The sequence below is a fragment of the Kitasatospora sp. NPDC001660 genome (assembly GCF_053596725.1).
Window position 1 is genome coordinate 1 of record NZ_JBSFGU010000044.1, and the last position, 15,166, is coordinate 15,166.

General features: G+C 71.8%; 11 protein-coding genes and 2 pseudogenes. 8 read left to right on the forward strand and 5 right to left on the reverse strand.

The window, feature by feature from the left end; translation table 11 throughout:
* Positions 1-479 precede the first annotated feature (479 nt).
* Positions 480-896, reverse strand: a complete 417-nt coding sequence (locus ACWCXH_RS31725) for a hypothetical protein (protein WP_449804948.1) — start codon at positions 894-896, stop codon at positions 480-482.
* A 570-nt stretch (positions 897-1,466) separates the two neighbouring features.
* Here ACWCXH_RS31725 and ACWCXH_RS31730 point away from each other — a divergent pair.
* On the forward strand, positions 1,467-2,147 hold the full coding sequence (locus tag ACWCXH_RS31730; protein WP_449804949.1) for an IS5 family transposase: 681 nt from the start codon (positions 1,467-1,469) through the stop codon (positions 2,145-2,147).
* On the opposite strand, the gene ACWCXH_RS31735 is transcribed toward ACWCXH_RS31730, so the two are convergent.
* Positions 2,128-2,544 carry a hypothetical protein gene (locus tag ACWCXH_RS31735; protein ID WP_449804950.1) on the reverse strand — a complete coding sequence of 139 codons (417 nt, stop codon included), beginning with the start codon at positions 2,542-2,544 and terminating at the stop codon, positions 2,128-2,130. The two genes, ACWCXH_RS31730 and ACWCXH_RS31735, sit on opposite strands and share 20 nt — an antisense overlap.
* 345 nt (positions 2,545-2,889) lie before the next feature.
* Here ACWCXH_RS31735 and ACWCXH_RS31740 point away from each other — a divergent pair, with 345 nt between their 5' ends.
* The 6 genes and pseudogenes from ACWCXH_RS31740 to ACWCXH_RS31765 all read left to right on the forward strand — a co-directional run.
* Entirely contained in the window at positions 2,890-5,091 is a 2,202-nt protein-coding gene (locus tag ACWCXH_RS31740; protein WP_449804951.1) for a protein kinase domain-containing protein, read from the forward strand.
* A complete protein-coding gene (locus tag ACWCXH_RS31745) occupies positions 5,088-7,208 on the forward strand; it encodes a protein kinase domain-containing protein (RefSeq protein ID WP_449804952.1) in 2,121 nt (706 codons plus the stop codon). Before ACWCXH_RS31740 ends, ACWCXH_RS31745 begins: the two co-directional genes overlap by 4 nt.
* Before the next feature lie 25 nt (positions 7,209-7,233).
* Entirely contained in the window at positions 7,234-8,088 is an 855-nt protein-coding gene (locus ACWCXH_RS31750; protein ID WP_449804953.1) for a hypothetical protein, read from the forward strand.
* Positions 8,089-8,520: 432 nt separating this feature from the next.
* Positions 8,521-9,306 carry a helix-turn-helix domain-containing protein gene (locus tag ACWCXH_RS31755; RefSeq protein WP_449804954.1) on the forward strand — a complete coding sequence of 262 codons (786 nt, stop codon included), beginning with the start codon at positions 8,521-8,523 and terminating at the stop codon, positions 9,304-9,306.
* Between the two features lie 79 nt (positions 9,307-9,385).
* The gene (locus ACWCXH_RS31760) at positions 9,386-10,003 is read left to right on the forward strand and encodes a LysE family translocator (RefSeq protein WP_449804955.1); all 618 of its coding nucleotides are present in this window, start codon (positions 9,386-9,388) and stop codon (positions 10,001-10,003) included.
* Between the two features lie 288 nt (positions 10,004-10,291).
* A pseudogene (locus tag ACWCXH_RS31765) lies at positions 10,292-10,489 on the forward strand (PHP domain-containing protein); the annotation flags it as partial.
* A gap of 156 nt (positions 10,490-10,645) precedes the next feature.
* Here the strand turns inward: ACWCXH_RS31765 and ACWCXH_RS31770 are convergent.
* From ACWCXH_RS31770 to ACWCXH_RS31780, 3 genes and pseudogenes are all read right to left on the reverse strand, one after another.
* The gene (locus tag ACWCXH_RS31770; protein ID WP_449804992.1) at positions 10,646-11,167 is read right to left on the reverse strand and encodes a hypothetical protein; all 522 of its coding nucleotides are present in this window, start codon (positions 11,165-11,167) and stop codon (positions 10,646-10,648) included.
* 202 nt (positions 11,168-11,369) lie between these two features.
* A pseudogene (locus ACWCXH_RS31775) lies at positions 11,370-11,897 on the reverse strand (transposase); the annotation flags it as partial.
* A 63-nt stretch (positions 11,898-11,960) separates the two neighbouring features.
* Positions 11,961-13,403, reverse strand: coding sequence for an FAD-dependent monooxygenase (locus ACWCXH_RS31780; protein WP_449804956.1), 1,443 nt, complete (start codon positions 13,401-13,403; stop codon positions 11,961-11,963).
* A 132-nt stretch (positions 13,404-13,535) separates the two neighbouring features.
* Between ACWCXH_RS31780 and ACWCXH_RS31785 the strand changes: the two genes are divergently transcribed.
* Positions 13,536-14,498, forward strand: a complete 963-nt coding sequence (locus ACWCXH_RS31785; protein ID WP_449804957.1) for an Lrp/AsnC family transcriptional regulator — start codon at positions 13,536-13,538, stop codon at positions 14,496-14,498.
* Positions 14,499-15,166: the final 668 nt, after the last annotated feature.

Sequence of the window (15,166 nt, forward strand, 5' to 3'; positions counted from 1 at the left end):
TCACCCACGGGCGCAGGGATTTGGGAGGGGGGTGCGGGGAGTCGCCGAAGGCGACCGTGCCGGGCGCTGCGACAGCGGCCGTCAGGGCCAGGACGGTGAGCACACGGTAGAGCCGCCTGAGGCGGCCGGGACGGTGGGACATGAGACCCCTTTCCGAACGACACGGCGGGAGCCGGAACGCCGAACCCGTACACCGGCGGTCTCCCCGCCCCGAGCCGTGACCGACAAGCACAGCGTGACGGCCGAAAGCCCGCCCTGCCCCGATTGCTTCGAAAGCGGTATGTCACACACGGACAACGTGGCGCTCATCCGGTATGAAGAATCCCCCGGAAACCGCATGAAACACCCACAAACACCAGACGGACAGGGTGAGCTGTAGGCGCCGGGGCTGGAGGGGTGTGGTGGTCTACCGTCCGGTGCGGAAGCAAAGCCAGTGAGGCGGCCGCCCTGGCGCGAGCGGTCGGCGCTCTGCCGGAGCGTCAGTCGGCGATGATGCGGGCGAGGGTCGCCTGGAGGCGGCGGACAGCGTCCTCGGCTTCGGTGTAGTGCTCGGGGGTCGGGGGGACGGTGCCGAAGGCGTGGTCGTCTGCGGCGGGCAGGGCGCGCCAGCGCAGGACGGGTTCGAGCGCGGTGATGGCGCCGGAGAGGAACCAGGCCAGGCGGCCGTGGGTACTGGCAAGGGCGATGGCGAGGACGGCGAGGACTTCCCGCAGGTGTTCCAGCCGGTCCTTCTCCGGCAGCACCTCCTGGGCGTCCGGCGGGCCGACGGCCTCGCCCAGCCCGGCCTCGACCCGGACCGCGAGGCCGCGGTCGCCCGGGGTCAGTTCCCATACGCGGGCGCGGATCTGCTGCTCGGCTTCCTCAGCCAGGCGCGCGACCGCCGTCTGCATGTCCATGTGGATCACCGTAGTGCGCGTGTCCAGTGGGGCGTCGTCGGACAACGGGTGGACCGGGACACATGGTGGACGAGCATCGATCTCGGCAGCGCCTACATCGTGATGTCCGCCTCGGTCGAGGTGCTCGAAGTACTGGAGGCCCAGCCGCCCACCCACGCGTAAGAAGCGATTCCCAAACCGAGGGATACAGCTGCCGCTCGAACTTCCGTGCTGATCGGGCTCGTTCGGGTGAAGGCTCTGCGGCTGGCGCATAGGAGAAGGGCCTCCTGCACAGTTCGGTGATGTCGAGTCAACGAACCAACAGGAGGCCCTCGTGTCCCACTGTGGCGCGCTTGCTCCGTCCGCGTCCAGCTCCGGCATGTCGTGCGATTGCCTCGCGCACCGACTCGGGAACACCGCCGATCAGCCGGACCGGACCCGCCGCTACGGTTCTGACCTCACCGACGCCGAATGGCATCTGGTCCGGCCGCTTCTTCCGGTGCCGGCCTGGCTGAACGGAATCGGCGGGCGACCGGAGGGCTTCTGCCACCGTCAGATGATCGACGCGGTGGCTACCTGGTCGCCGAGGGCGTGCGCTGGGCCAGCCTGCCCGCCGACCTCCCCAAGTGGCGGGCGGTGTACCGGTTCTTCCGCCGCTGGCGCGACAACGACTACATCAAGGAGCTCTACGGCCGACTGCGCAAGCGTCTGCGCGAACTGGCCGGCAAGAAGGAGGAGCCGACCGCCGCGATCATCGACTCGCAGTCGGTCAAGGCCGACGCCACCGTGCCCGCCGCCTCGCGCGGCTACGACGCCGGGAAGAAGATCAACGGGAGGAAGCGGCACATCGCCGTGGACACCCTGGGCCTGCTGCTGACCGTGCTGGTCACCGCCGCCTCGGTCAAGGACAACGACGCCGGCCGCGACCTCCTCGAACAACTGCGCGCCGAACACCACCGCATCACCCTGGTCTGGGCCGACGGCGGCTACACCGGCTGGCTGGTCGCCTTCGCCACCACCGTCCTGGCGCTCGCGCTGACCGTCGTCAAGCGCAGCGACGACGCCACCGGATTCGTGGTGCTGCCACGCCGCTGGATCGTGGAACGATCGTTTTCCTGGCTGATCCGGGCCCGTCGCCTGGCCCGGGACTACGAGGGGCGCATCGACAGCGCCGAGGCCATGGCCTGGTGGGCCGCGAGCATCCCGGCCACCCGCCGCCTGGCCCGCTCCGGCCGACCGGCACCCCGCCGCGTCAAGCGGTCCGCGGCCTGAACAGCCCCGGACGCACCTCGGTCAACCAGCCCCGCTCCACCAGCCGCTTCGCCCGGAACCGGGCGGCCTGCTCCTTCGCATCGCTCGACGGCCAGCCCAGATGCTCACGCATGACCCGCGCCCGCACTCCCTCCCCACCACCGGTCGCGTCGCGCTCGACCAGGGCCACGATTCGCGCGCAGTCGAGCGGGAGTTCCTCGGTCCCCGCGCCCTCGCGCCACTGCGGCACCTCCACCCGCGGCCCCGCAGCCCCCACGACCGGCACCTCCACCGGCACGTCGACCGCGCCGGCCTCATCGGCCACCTCGGCCAGGGCCTCGACCGTCTCCTCGCGGGCGATGACCGCGCGCCGCGCGCTCTCCTCCGCCTCGGCCAACGCGGCCTGGAGCCGCTCCACTTCGGAGCCTCCGCCCGGGCCAGCGCCATCCGCTCACGCTTCTCCAGCACTCCCAACACCGACGGCATCCGCCACCTCCGAGCACGCCCCGCACCGACACAACGATCCGAGCATGCCTACCGGAGGACGACCACGCACCTCACCTGGGAAAACGTGACCCTACCTTCGGTTTGGGAATCGCTTCTGAAGGACTCTCCTTCGTCTTCGGCCTGTCGAGCAACGCGTCGGACGCCTCCAGCCTGCCCGGCCGGCAGATGGGATCCCACAATGCGGGGAAGGGAACCGCTTGATGAGCTCTACGTGTCACTCTGTCCGTGACGGCGGCGACATACTGGGGGAGGCTTGGTGGCTGCCAATGGTGACACCGAAGGAATAGCGGCGCAGCCGGCCGTGTTCGTGGGCCCCCATCAGTTGCTGCGGCCGTTGGGCGAGGGCGGGATGGGGGTGGTGTACCTGGCCCGCTCGCCTGGACTGAGGCTGCTCGCGGTGAAGGTCATCCGGCTCGAGTACGCGGAGGACCCGCAGTTCCAGCGCCGGTTCCAGCAGGAGGTGGAGGCCGCCCGGCGGGTGACGGGGTTCCACACGCCGCCCGTGGTGGACGCGCAGCCGCGCGGTTCCCGGCCGTGGATGGCCACGGCGTACCTGCCGGCGCCGTCGCTCGGCGAGGTGGTCAGGCGGTTCGGCCCGCTCAGCGAGGCGGGTGCGCGGGCCTTGGGGGCGGCGCTGGCGGAGGCGCTGGCCGCGATCCACGCGGTGGGCGTGGTGCACCGTGACCTCAAGCCGGGCAATGTGCTGATCGCGCGGGACGGTCCGCGTGTCATCGACTTCGGGATCAGCCGTGCCTTCGACGCCGTTCACCTGACCCGGACCGGCATGGTGTGCGGCACGCCCGGATACATCGCTCCCGAGCGCATCGTCTCCGCATCCGTCACCTTAGCCTCGTCGGACGTGTTCTCGCTCGGCTGCCTGCTGGTGTACGCGCTCACCGGCCGTGCCCCGTTCGGCACCGGTGAGCCCGCGCAGATCAACCGGCGGGCGGTCTACGAGGAGCCCGAACTCGCCGGTGTGCCGGCCGTGTTGCGCCCGCTGGTGGCCGCGTGCCTGGACAAGGAGCCTGCCCGGCGGCCTGCGGCGGCGGCCGTGCTGGCCGCACTGGCTCCGGTCGATCCGGCGGCACTGCTGAGTCCGGGCCTGCTGGCCGACCTTGACGCCCGGGAGCGGCAGGCCGCGATCGACCTGGCCGCGCCGCCCGCCGATCCGCCCGCGCTGCCGGTGCGGACGTGGCAGTCGCTCAGCCGCCGCGGCCTGTTCGGCCTCGGTGCCGGGCTCGGCGCGGGTGCGGCCGCCGCCGTCGGCGTCCCGCTGCTGCTCACCCGTCGGGCACGGGTGGCCGCCGGGACGGCGACGGTCGGCAATCCCGTGGACGCATGGGGAGCCGACACGGGAGGCGCGAGCCCCTCGCCCGAAGCCCCGGCCCCGCTGTGGAGCCGGCCGTTCAGCGGTGTGGCGGTCGGCCATCAGCTGTCCGTCCTCGGGCCCACCCCGGTGTGGTGGTCCGAGGGGCTGGGCGCGACCGGCCTCGACGGCTCGACGGGGCGTCAGGCGTGGTCCCGCAAGGACGTCCAGTTCTTCCAGGCGCAGAACGGGCTGCCCTACGGGACGTCCATGGACTTCAAGAGCCTGGTGTGGCTGAACGCCACGGCCGAGGACCACCGGATCCCGCTCACCGTGCCCGCCGAGCAGCGGATGGACGCCGAGATGAGCATCCGGGTCTTCGGCGCGGACGACCGGACCGTGGTGATGGCCCGGCCGACGGCCTTCGCCGGCGGCGGAGTCGTCGTCGGGGCCGATCCGGGCACTGGGGAGGTGCTGTGGCAGCACGACGTCGCCCAGAACATGGCGGTGCCCATGGCCCGCGACTATGAGCCCTTGTACAGCGGTTCCGGCAGCTCGATGGGCCTGGTCGCCGACGGCAGGTGCTACTACCGCGACGGTGACGTCCTGCACGCGGTGGACCTGCGGACCGGCGCGTCACAGTGGCAGGCCGCCGGCCTCGCGGGCGGCGGCGCCGGGCTGCCCTCACGGCTGATCCGCACCGGCGAACTGCTGCTGGTCGTCAACGGCCAGACGGTGGTGGCCCTCGAAACGGCCACCGGGCGGCAGCGCTGGCTGGCTCCCCCCGTCCCGCAGGCGGTCTTCGGCTGTGCACTGGGTGCCGGCAGGCTGCTGCTGTCCGGGAACCTGGGCACCGCCTACTGCCTGGACGTCACGACCGGCAAAGGGCTGTGGCACTCCACCGTGGCGACGGCGACCTCGGCGGGCACGGGGATGGACTTCCGGGTGCCGTCGGCAGGCGACGGCTTCTTCGGCGTCCCCCTGCTGGGCGGGTCGTCGGGGGCCGCCGTCCTGGACGCCACCAGTGGCGCGGTCCGCTGGGTGTCACGCCCGTCCTCCGACGAGGGCCAGTGGACCACCGCGGCCGTCGGCGGAACGCTCTACTGCGCCTCCTCCACAACGCTGCGCGCCTTCCGGGCCGGCGCCGCATGAGCGCGCAGAGCATCGGTCCCTATCGCATCCTGCGAAAGCTCGGCGCGGGGGGCATGGGCGCCGTCTACCTGGCCGCCACCGGCAGCGGGCGCCCCGTCGCGGTGAAGACCGTGCAGCAGGAGTACGCGGCCGACGCCGAGTTCCGGCGCAGGTTCACCCAGGAGGTGGCGGCGGCCAGGTCGGTCAACGGGGCCTACACAGTGGCGGTGGTGGACGCCGACACCGAGGCGGAAGTCCCGTGGCTGGCCACCGAGTTCGTCGCCGGGCCGTCGCTGTACGAGGCCGTGGTACGGCACGGCGCGCTCGCCGGGCCCGCGCTGCAGGTACTGGGAGCGGGCCTGGTGGAGGCGCTCGCCGCGATCCATCGCGCCCGGATCATCCACCGGGACCTGAAGCCCTCGAACATCCTGGTCGCCCGGGACGGCCCGAGGGTCATCGACTTCGGGATCAGCAAGCCGACGGCCGACGCGCTGCCCACCGCGAGCGGCCAGATCATCGGCACCCCCGGGTTCATGTCTCCCGAACACGCGGCAGGGCTGGATCTCACCCCCGCCAGCGACCTGTTCTCACTGGGCGCCGTGCTGGCCTTCGCCGGGACCGGCCGCACGCCCTTCGGCGAGGGGCCGCCGGCGGTGCTGATCTACCGGGCCTCCGAGGAACCTCCGGACCTCGACGGAGTGCCACCGGAGCTGACGGGACTGCTGGTGCGCTGTCTGGACCGGGATCCGGCCCGGCGGCCCGCACCGGCCGAGCTCGCCGAGGCCTTCCGGTACGGCCCGGCCGTCGGCACCGACTGGCTGGGAGGGGCGGAGCGGACCGTACGCCGGCGTGAGCGCGAACTGGCCCGGGTGCTGAGCGATCCGAACGGCACCCGGCGCCGGCTGCTCGTCCTCGGCGGAGCACTGCTCGCCACGGCCGCCGCGGGCGGTGCCACCCGGGCGCTGTGGCCGGGCACGTCGGGGGCGCCCCCGAGAGCCTGGTCGGTGACCCTTCCGCGGGCCGGCATGACACCGGTCGGCTGCGGCCCGGTGGCGGTGGTGTGCGCGGACCGCACGGGGGCCGTCGGCTACGACCGTTCCGACGGACGGGTGCTGTGGAGCAGCACCGCGGAGGCGGGGATGGTCCCGGTCGGCGACGGCGGGCGGCTCTGGTCCGTGGACTCCGACGGCTCGGTGCGGGCACGCGACGCGCGCAGCGGCGACACGGTCTGGCGTTCGTCCGACCCGGTTCCCGGTGCGCAGTCCGTCGCCCTGCCGCTGCCGGGCCTGCTGCTGGTCACCGGAGCGGACGGAACGCTGCACGGCTACGACGCGGCCGGAGGGCGCCGACTGTGGAGCAGTACGGCGCTGGGCACTTCGTTCCGCATCCAGGGCATGCCGTCGGCGGGGTTGCTGATCGTCACGCTCCTCGGGGACCCGGCCCGGCTCGCCAAGGGTGCCCTCCGGTTCGTGGCACTCGACAGCGCGACCGGACGCCAACGCTGGTCGCTCGACGCCCAGGACCTGTACGCGCCGCCGGACGGGAGCCGGCTGTACGCCCTGGGCGCGGATCTCGCCCTCACCGCCGTGGACGGCCAGAACGCAACCGCGCTCTGGAGCCGGCCCACCGGTCTTCCGTCCGGGACCATGTACACCGGTTTCTACCAGGGTTCGCTCTCACTCCGCCAAGGAGTGGTCACCTGCCTGCCCCTCACCGCGACGACGGCCACGGACGGGAAGGTCGTGACGGCGGCCTTCGACACCGAGGGCGCCCGGCTCTGGACCGGCTCGCGCACCGGCGTCATCACCGGGTGCGCGGACGCCGGAACCGTCGTCGTGACCGGCGGCCCGCAGGACGCGTCCGCCCTCGACCTGCGCACCGGGCACACCGCGTGGACCTGGCCGTCGCCACACGGCGCCGCCACCGTGTGGGGCGCCGTCGGAGGGTCGTTCCTGATCACTGCGCCCACCGCCGCCGACGGGATCACCGTGCAGTCGCTCACCAGCGCCGCCGGCAAACCGCAATGGCACCAGACGTTCGCCCGGCAGCCAGGGGCCCCGCAAGTCCTCGTCCAGGACTCGGCCCTGCTGGTCGGCTACGGGACCACCCTGACCGCCTATCACCTGTCAGCCGGCTGACAGCCTCCGAAGGGTTCATCACGAGATGGCCGAGATCGAGGACACCCCACCCGCCACCGAACCGCTGCCGACCCTCCCGGGCACCCGCCCTCTGCCGCCACAGCCCACTCCCGCCACCCTCCCCGACCCGGCGGACCTGCGCCCGGCCGGACCCACCCGGCGGTGGACCTGGCTGCTCGGGGGCCTCACGGCCGGGGCGGGCACCGCAGCGCTCGTCCTGGGCCTGGTGGCCAACCTCGTCACCCCGGCGGCGACCGCGACGACCGTCTCCGCCGCTACGACGGTCTCCGCCGCTACGACGGTCTCCGCAGCGACGACGGTCTCGGCCACGACGGCCGTCTCGCCCGCGCCGACCCTCGCGGTCACGCCCGGACCGGCGAGCCCTACGACGGCGCCCTACACCACCTTGGCTGCGGGCTGCGCCCTGGTCCGCCCCGAGACGGTCGACCGCTATGCGAAGGGAACCTCCTGCAGCGAGCAAAAGGACGTCGGGGGCATGACCAATGCGAGCGCGGGCTGGCACAGCAATGACGGAGGCTGGACCATGATGCAGGTCATGGTCTTGCTGTCCCCGGTCGCCGAGAGTCTCTACGAGACCACCGTGGCCGGGCACCGGAACGGGGGGGCCACCGTCGGAATGAAGGTCACTGACGACCGGGCCGTGCCCGGCATAGGGGAGAAGGCAACCCTGTTCTACACCACCATGAATGGGTACAACCACGCCGACCTCGTGGTGCTCCAGCGCAACGCCCTCATCACCATCGGCTATGAAAAGGGCACCTTTTCCGGGGTCACCCTGAAGGACATCCCGCCCGCCGAGGCCGAAGCCGCCGCCACCGCCTGCGCCCAGGATGTCGTGGCCACGCTCGCCGCCTCGTGAAACCCGCGACGCCACCAACCCCGGCCGTACGTCGATCCAGCTAGTGTCCTGCGCCAGGAATTCGTTCAAGATATGAGGCGAGTCGTTCGAGGATCGCCGCCCCATACGCGCCATGAACAAAGATATGAAGCGAATTCCTGGCGCAGGACACTAGGTCGTGCGGCGGCGCGCCCGGCGGCGACGGCTTGCTACAGGGGTCGCGCCGTTCCCGGGTCTGCCGCGGAGGCTTGGAAGCCGAGCGCCGCGCCGCGCCGACCGACCCGTGCCGTGGCCTCATACGACTGCCTTTGGGCGCGGTGTGCCTCCGGTCCAAGGGCCTTTGACAGGCCGCAGAGGACGCCGATAGCGTCATTTCAGACATTTCAGCGTCGGCGGCAGCCCGGCCGGGGCGGTCCCTGTCCCTTGACACGAGTACGAGGTGGGTGACGGCCGATGCCCGAGTTCTGGCACAGCCCGCTGCTACCGCACCTGGAGTCGCGGCGTTCCTGCCAGCAGATCACCTGCTACCGGCCACACACCCACGACCGCTTCTCGATCGGGCTGATCGACTCCGGCACGACCGTTTTCACCGGGGCGGCAGGCCCGGCCCTCCCGCTCACGGCGGGCGACGTGATCCTCATCCCCGCCGGGCACGTCCACGCCTGCAACCCGGAGCACGGCCGCTGGACGTACCAGATGGTCCAGGCCGATCAGGACTGGATCACGACGCTCCTGTCCGACGGGCCGGGGGACGTGCCCATCGGGATCAACGTCTACCGCCACCCGGGCCTGCACGACCGGTTCAGCGCCGTCAATGACCTGCTCTTCCTCGACACCGATGCCGAACGCGCCGAAGCCAAGTTCCGCCAGGTCCTTCGGGACTGCGCGGAGCTCGAACCGCACCACCGGATCGTTCCCACCGCGGACGCGGCCCTCCTGGCCCGCCTGGGCACGGTGATCGACCGGCTGCACCAGGACGAGCCGATGCCGGTGCTCGACGAACTGGCCGAGACCGTCGGGATGGACAAGTACCAGCTCATCCGGGCGATGAAGCGAGCCACCGGGCTGCCGCCGCTGGCATGGCGGCAGAACGACCGCGTCATCGCCGCGCGGGCGATGCTCCGCGACGGGCGGTCGCTCGCCGAGACCGCGTACGCGCTCGGTTTCTCCGACCAAAGCCACTTCCACCGGGTCTTCCGGGCCCACGTCGCCGCCACTCCCGGCGCCTACCGCCGCTGACGCAACTTCGTACAAGACCCTACCGGGCGGCCGCTCCAGAGTTGGCGGGACAGATCGTCGTCAAGCCCCTGGAGCAACGGTGGAGCAGTTCCTCGCCATCGCGGTCGCGCACTTCCTCGCCCTCTTGATCCCCGGGGTGGACTTCTTCCTCATCGCCCGCACCGCGACGACCAGCGGCCGACGCAGCGCCGGCGGCGTCTGCGTCGGGATCGCCGGCGCGAACGGCATCCTCATCGCGGCGGCGTTCTCGGGGCTGTCGCTGATCTCGGCGCCCGTGGTCCTGCACGTCATCCAGGCGGCCGGCGGCGCGTTCCTCATCTGGATCGGGATCGTGTTCTTCCGGGCCGAGGTCAGCGTCGAGCTCGCGGACCAGCCGCGAGCCGGACGCGCCGGCTGGGTGAGGAGCCTGGGTCTCGGGCTCGCCTCGGGCCTGCTCAATCCGAAGAACGCACTGTTCTACATCAGCCTGGCCGCAGCTCTCACCGACGCCGGTCCGGTCTCGCTGGTGCTCTACGGGACGTGGATGGTCGCGGTCGTGCTCGCCTGGGATCTCTTCATCGCCGTCGCCCTCGGCTCCAGGCGCGCGCTCGCGAAGCTCACCCGCGCCCTCCCGTGGCTGACGAAGGCCGCCGGCGGCTTCCTCACCGCCCTGGGCCTCGGGATGGTCCTCACCCTCGCCACCGGCCGGATCCACTGACCGGCGTTCCGCTCCTCAACCCATCGACCGGTGCGTCGGCGGCTGCCGCGGTCTCGCCCGGTGGACCTCCGTCCAAGCCCAGCCGCACCTCAGGTCGTCCTGGGTCGCGTCGAACCGGCCCCGCCCCGTGTGCATCGCGGTGAACGTCACCGCGTCTCCTCTTCCCACCGTCGGCGTCCCCCGGCCGCCGAGCATCCTCTCCCTCCCCGCCGCACTGCACTGTGGCACCGGGCGGCCGGCCGAGATCGACGACACGAAGGGGGCGACCGGATTAGGAGGCGGTGCAGGGTGTTCACGGCTCATCTGCACACCGCCTCGGACTACTCGGTCCACTACGACGCGTCCCTGCCGACCGCACTCGCCGATCGGGCCGCCGAGCGCGGCGTCACCGAGCTCGCGCTGACCGACCGGGACACCGTCTCCGGTGCCGTCCGGCACGCGAAGGCCTGCGTAGCCGCCAATGTGCGGCCGCTGTTCGGCGCCGACCTCGCCGTCGGCCTGGTCGAACCCCAGCCCGACTGGCCCGCCGCTGCGAAGCCCCGCACCCCGGCCAGGGGAGGCGCGGGGCGCGCGCGAGCCTGCGTCAGATGGTGCGGGCCGCGAGCACCGACTCCAGTGCGCCCCAGTGACCTCGCGAGGGACTCAACTGCCACTGGGCCCGAAGGTGCTGGAAAGGCGGAACGCGTCACCGCTCCCCAGGATCGACGCGCGGTGCTCCATGTACGCGTGGAACCGGGACACCGCCAGGTCCGGGTCGCCGGCCGGGCCGGCCGTTCCCGGCTCCTGCCCGAAGCCCGGTTGGGGCAGCCGGTAGTCGTGGTCGAGCACGACCTGGAAGCCGGCGCCGTACCCGTGGGCGTTGGTGACCGCATCCGGGAATGCGACCAGGTCGAACTCACCCGTTGGCCGCCACCGAACCTCCATGCCGGCGTGCTCCCAGCCCCGGCTGGCGCGAATGGCCTCCGCCCGGCTCCACAGCTCGGGGTAGAAGCCGTAGCGGAGGAACGGCTGCCAGGGTGCCCCAGCGACGGCGTATCCACCGGACCTCAAGCTCCCACCGACACCCGCAACGCAGTTCAGCACCGCCTCGGTCCAGCCCTCCGGCGCATGCCTGACGACCTCCGTGGCGATCCGCCGGACGACCTGCTCGGCCAGCTCAATCACGTCCTGTGCCCCCTCCTGTCGGCTTTGGCGGCCATCATCGCAGTGGGTCGTGACAGGGCACTCCACCGGTGTACGGGCTGGTGGCGAGAGGCCGAACTCGGTGGCGATGGCCGCGCTGGCCGGCCTCGGCGCACTCATCCGCGCGATGGGAGTGTCGACTTAACGGCTCTGTTCCGTAGTCGGTGGTGACGCTGTGTCCCCGCTATGGGAGAAGGATGCGGTGGCGGAGCAGGGGAAATCCGGCTCGGCCGTGCATCTGGCGCATGATCCGCTTTGTTCGCGTGTTGACGCCCTCGGTGCGGCCGTTGTGGTACGGGAGGGTGAGGCCGGCTTCGACGGCGGCGCGGTCGAGTTCGAGGCCGTTGCAGAAGCTCTGAAGGTGGGGCAGGTCGGCGGCGCGGACTCGGGCGATCCAGTCGGTGAGCTTGGCGTCGTTGCCCTCGGCTGGGGTCAGTAGCTTTGCGAAGTCGCCGGTGAGGCCGGCGAGTTCGGTCATCTCGGGGCAGGTTCTGGTGAGTTCCCGCAGGAGGGCGGTGTCCTTGTCGCGCAGGTTCTCGGGGCGGGTGAGCAGGAGGCGGGCGAAGCGCTGCGGGGTGGTGACCGGCCGCTCGCCCTCGGCACGGCCTTGGGTGATGTAGCGGTAGAGCAGGTTGAGGCTGCCGGCGTATCCCCGTTCCTGGATCTCCCGGAACAGCTGCTTGACGGGGACGGCCGGGTCGGCGGCGCGTCGGGCGCCAGCTGTTCGGCGCCCGTACGCGGCGGCGGGCAGTTCTCCGGTGGCGCAGGCCGCTGGTCATCGACGGGGCTCGCCGAACCAGCGGCCGAGCGCGGATTCGATATCACCCGCACCGCCCGCCCAGCACACGTAGCCGTCCGGCCGGATGAGCATCGGCTCGGTGTCGGCGCACTGGGACACGCGGTCCACCCGGTTCGGCCAGAGCGCGGCGACCTCGGCGAACGTGTCGGCCGGGTCGAGCAGGACACCGCGCCCGGACCGCAGCAGTTCGTGGACCCGGACCGAGCCCAGGTCCAGATCCGGCGCAGGCCGGCCGACGAGCGGGTGGGCTTCGGTGCCCGGCATCGGGTAGCGGACGGCCATCCCGGACAGCATCTCGGCGAGATGGCGCTGAACGTCGGGCAGTTGCGCCAGGGCCGTGAAGATCTCCCTGACGGCCGCCACGTCCGGGTCGCGGGTGCCCGCCCAGTCCATCAGCAGGCTCTGTGCCTGGACGTTGTGCAGCACGGCGGCCCCGACCGGGTGTCGCTCCGCGTGGTACGTGTCGAGCAGGTCCTGCGGTGCCCAGCCGTGCACGGCGGCGCCGAGCTTCCATCCGAGATTGAGCGCGTCCTGCATCCCGGTGTTCATGCCCTGTGCGCCGAGTGGAAGATGGACGTGGGCGGCGTCGCCCGCCAGGAACACCCGCCCGTGGCGGTACCGCGCGACCTGCCGAGCCGCGTCGGTGATGCGGCGGGCGTAGCGCAGTTCGAGCAGGCGCACCCGCGATCCGAACACGATGCGCAGGCCCTCGCGGATCTCCTCCTCGGTGACCGGGGCCTCCCTGGGCAGCGGCCGGCCCGGCCCGCTCAGAGCGAGCCGACGCAGCGGCCTGCCCTGCGGATCGGTGCCGAGCGCGAACAGCGCCGCCATGTGCCCGTCGTCGCTCCAGGTGTGCGACATCAATTGTTCGGCGCCGCTCAACCGCACGTCGGCGGCGATCACGGTCGACGTGCCCGGTCGACCGGGGAACTCGACCCCCAGCAGCGAACGCACCGTGCTGTGGGCACCGTCGGCGGCGACGAGGTACCGGGACCGTACGGTGGCGCCGTCGGCGAAGGTCGCGGTGACCCCGTCCGCGTCCTGGACGATGCCGACCAACTCGTGGTCCCGCCGGACGTGGAGGCCGCGTGCGGCAAGGTGTTCCTCGAAGAACCCCTCGATCACCACCTGCGGCACGGACCGCCAGGGCAGACGGTGCAGAGCGGGATCGGTTGGCAGCGGTATCCCGGCGAAGTGGCCGTCGACGACCGGATGGTCGCCGGTGGCCAGCAGCGGTTCCAGCAGGCCGCGCTGGTCGAGTGCCTCCAGCGTGCGGGACTGCATGCCGCCTGCCTTGGACAATTCGCTGCGCACCGGCAGCTTGTCGACCAGCACGGTCGACACCCCCGCCAGCAGCAGCTCGTTGGCCAGGGTCATTCCGGTCGGGCCCGCGCCGACGACGAGCACATCGGTGTCCATGGATTCTCTCCTCGGTTGGGTCGGTCCTTGCCTGTGTCGATCAGGACAGGAGCAACACTCCGCCCGCCGGGAAAACCGAGCCAGAAACCTGCTTGATTGCGCCGGAAACTGACGCTCAGTAGGCTCAGCTCGGTGGAATCCGACTACGACGACCTGGATCGTCGACTCGCGCACGCCCTGCAGATCGACGGTCGGGCCTCGTTCAGCACCATCGCCGAGGTGCTCGGCGTGTCGGATCGCACCATTGCCCGCCGCTACGCCAAGTTGCGATCGGCCGGGGCGTTGCGGGTGCTCGGCGGGGTCGACCCGACCGCACTGGGCGGGGTGCTGTGGTTCCTCCGGGTGCGCTGCGCGCCCACCGCGTCGGTCCCGATCGCCGAGGCCCTGGCCGGACGCCCCGATACGTCCTGGGTGAGCCTCACCTCCGGCGGTACCGAGATCACCTGCACGGTCCGTATCGAGACCGAGGCCGACGGCGAGGCGCTGCTGCTGGCCAAGCTCCCCCGCACCCCGCGCGTGGAGGGGGTCACCGCGCACTCCGTGCTGCACGCCTTCTACGGCGGCCCGGACAACCTGATCGCCAAGCTCGGCTCACTGGACGAGGAGGCGATCGAGCGACTGAGCCCGCCACCTGTGCAGAACCGACCGGGACCGGCGCGGCTCGACGAAGGCGACCGGAAGCTGCTGGCCGCGCTCGCGACCGACGGTCGGGCCGGGTTCGAGGAGTTGGCCGCGGTGACCGGCTGGTCGCCGACGACGGTCCGGCGCCGCATGGCGGAGCTGCGTGAACGCGGGGTGCTCTACCTGGACATCGACTGCGACCGGAGCCTGTTCGGCCTCGGCACCCGAACCCTGCTCTGGCTCTCGGTCGCCCCCGCGTACCTGGAGCAGGTCGGCGAGGCCCTGGCCGGGCACCCGGAGATCGCCTTCGCCGCCGCCACGACCGGTCCGACCAACCTGTGCGCGAGCGTGGTCTGCGCGAACCAGCGGGAGCTGTACCGCTACCTGACCACCCGGGTCGCCGCGCTGCCGGCTGTCACGCACGTCGAGACGGCACCGGTGATCAGAACCGTCAAGCGCGCCGGGGCCCGATGACGGACACGCCCGGCCGCTGCCCCGTCGACTCAAGGGCCGTACGCGCGGGCCGGTGTTCGTCACCGGGCCTGATCTACTTGGATCTTTGGGCCAGTCCTTGGCGTGGAACATCGGGGGCTGGTTCTTGCCCGGCCGGGGCGGGTTGAGGGTGCGTACCGCGGCGCAGTCCGGGCTGAGCGTCATGATGACCTTCTTGCCGGTCAGGATGATGGCGTCGCGATCGATGACCACGGCGTCCCGTGTCGGTGCGCGCATGAGGCGGTCGAGGACACGGTGAAGGGCCTCGCACCGGTGCTCGACGGGTACCTCGCGGAAATACGGGCTGTTCAGTGCGACGACGAGGGGTAGGCGGGCGACGTGGCGGATCCGGGCCTCGTCGGTGATCGGCCGCCGGCGTGCGAGCTCGGGAGCCGGATTGCCGCGTTGGTCGTAGTAGCCGTCCGGCAGCAGCGGCCACGTCGGCACGGGCAGGGCCGACGCCCGTCGGACCGCGGCCTCCTGTGCTCGCTGCTGCTCCTGTTCACGGCGCCGCCGGTTGGCCAGGTCGCGACGGAGATCCTCCAGCGGCACGTGGGCATCTTCGAACCAGGAGCCGCCCAGGCTGCTGTAGCCGAGGACATGCCCAGTGGTCAGGTCCAGGAGGAAGGAGTACGCGTTGTCCCCGTCAA

What these genes read in the sequence shown, in the direction of transcription:
- ACWCXH_RS31725 (WP_449804948.1), bottom strand. Translation starts at nt 896, where the DNA reads ATGGACATGCAGACGGCGGTCGCGCGCCTGGCTGAGGAAGCCGAGCAG.
- ACWCXH_RS31745 (WP_449804952.1), top strand. Translation starts at nt 5,088, where the DNA reads ATGAGCGCGCAGAGCATCGGTCCCTATCGCATCCTGCGAAAGCTCGGC.
- ACWCXH_RS31750 (WP_449804953.1), top strand. Translation starts at nt 7,234, where the DNA reads ATGGCCGAGATCGAGGACACCCCACCCGCCACCGAACCGCTGCCGACC.
- ACWCXH_RS31755 (WP_449804954.1), top strand. Translation starts at nt 8,521, where the DNA reads ATGCCCGAGTTCTGGCACAGCCCGCTGCTACCGCACCTGGAGTCGCGG.
- ACWCXH_RS31780 (WP_449804956.1), bottom strand. Translation starts at nt 13,403, where the DNA reads ATGGACACCGATGTGCTCGTCGTCGGCGCGGGCCCGACCGGAATGACC.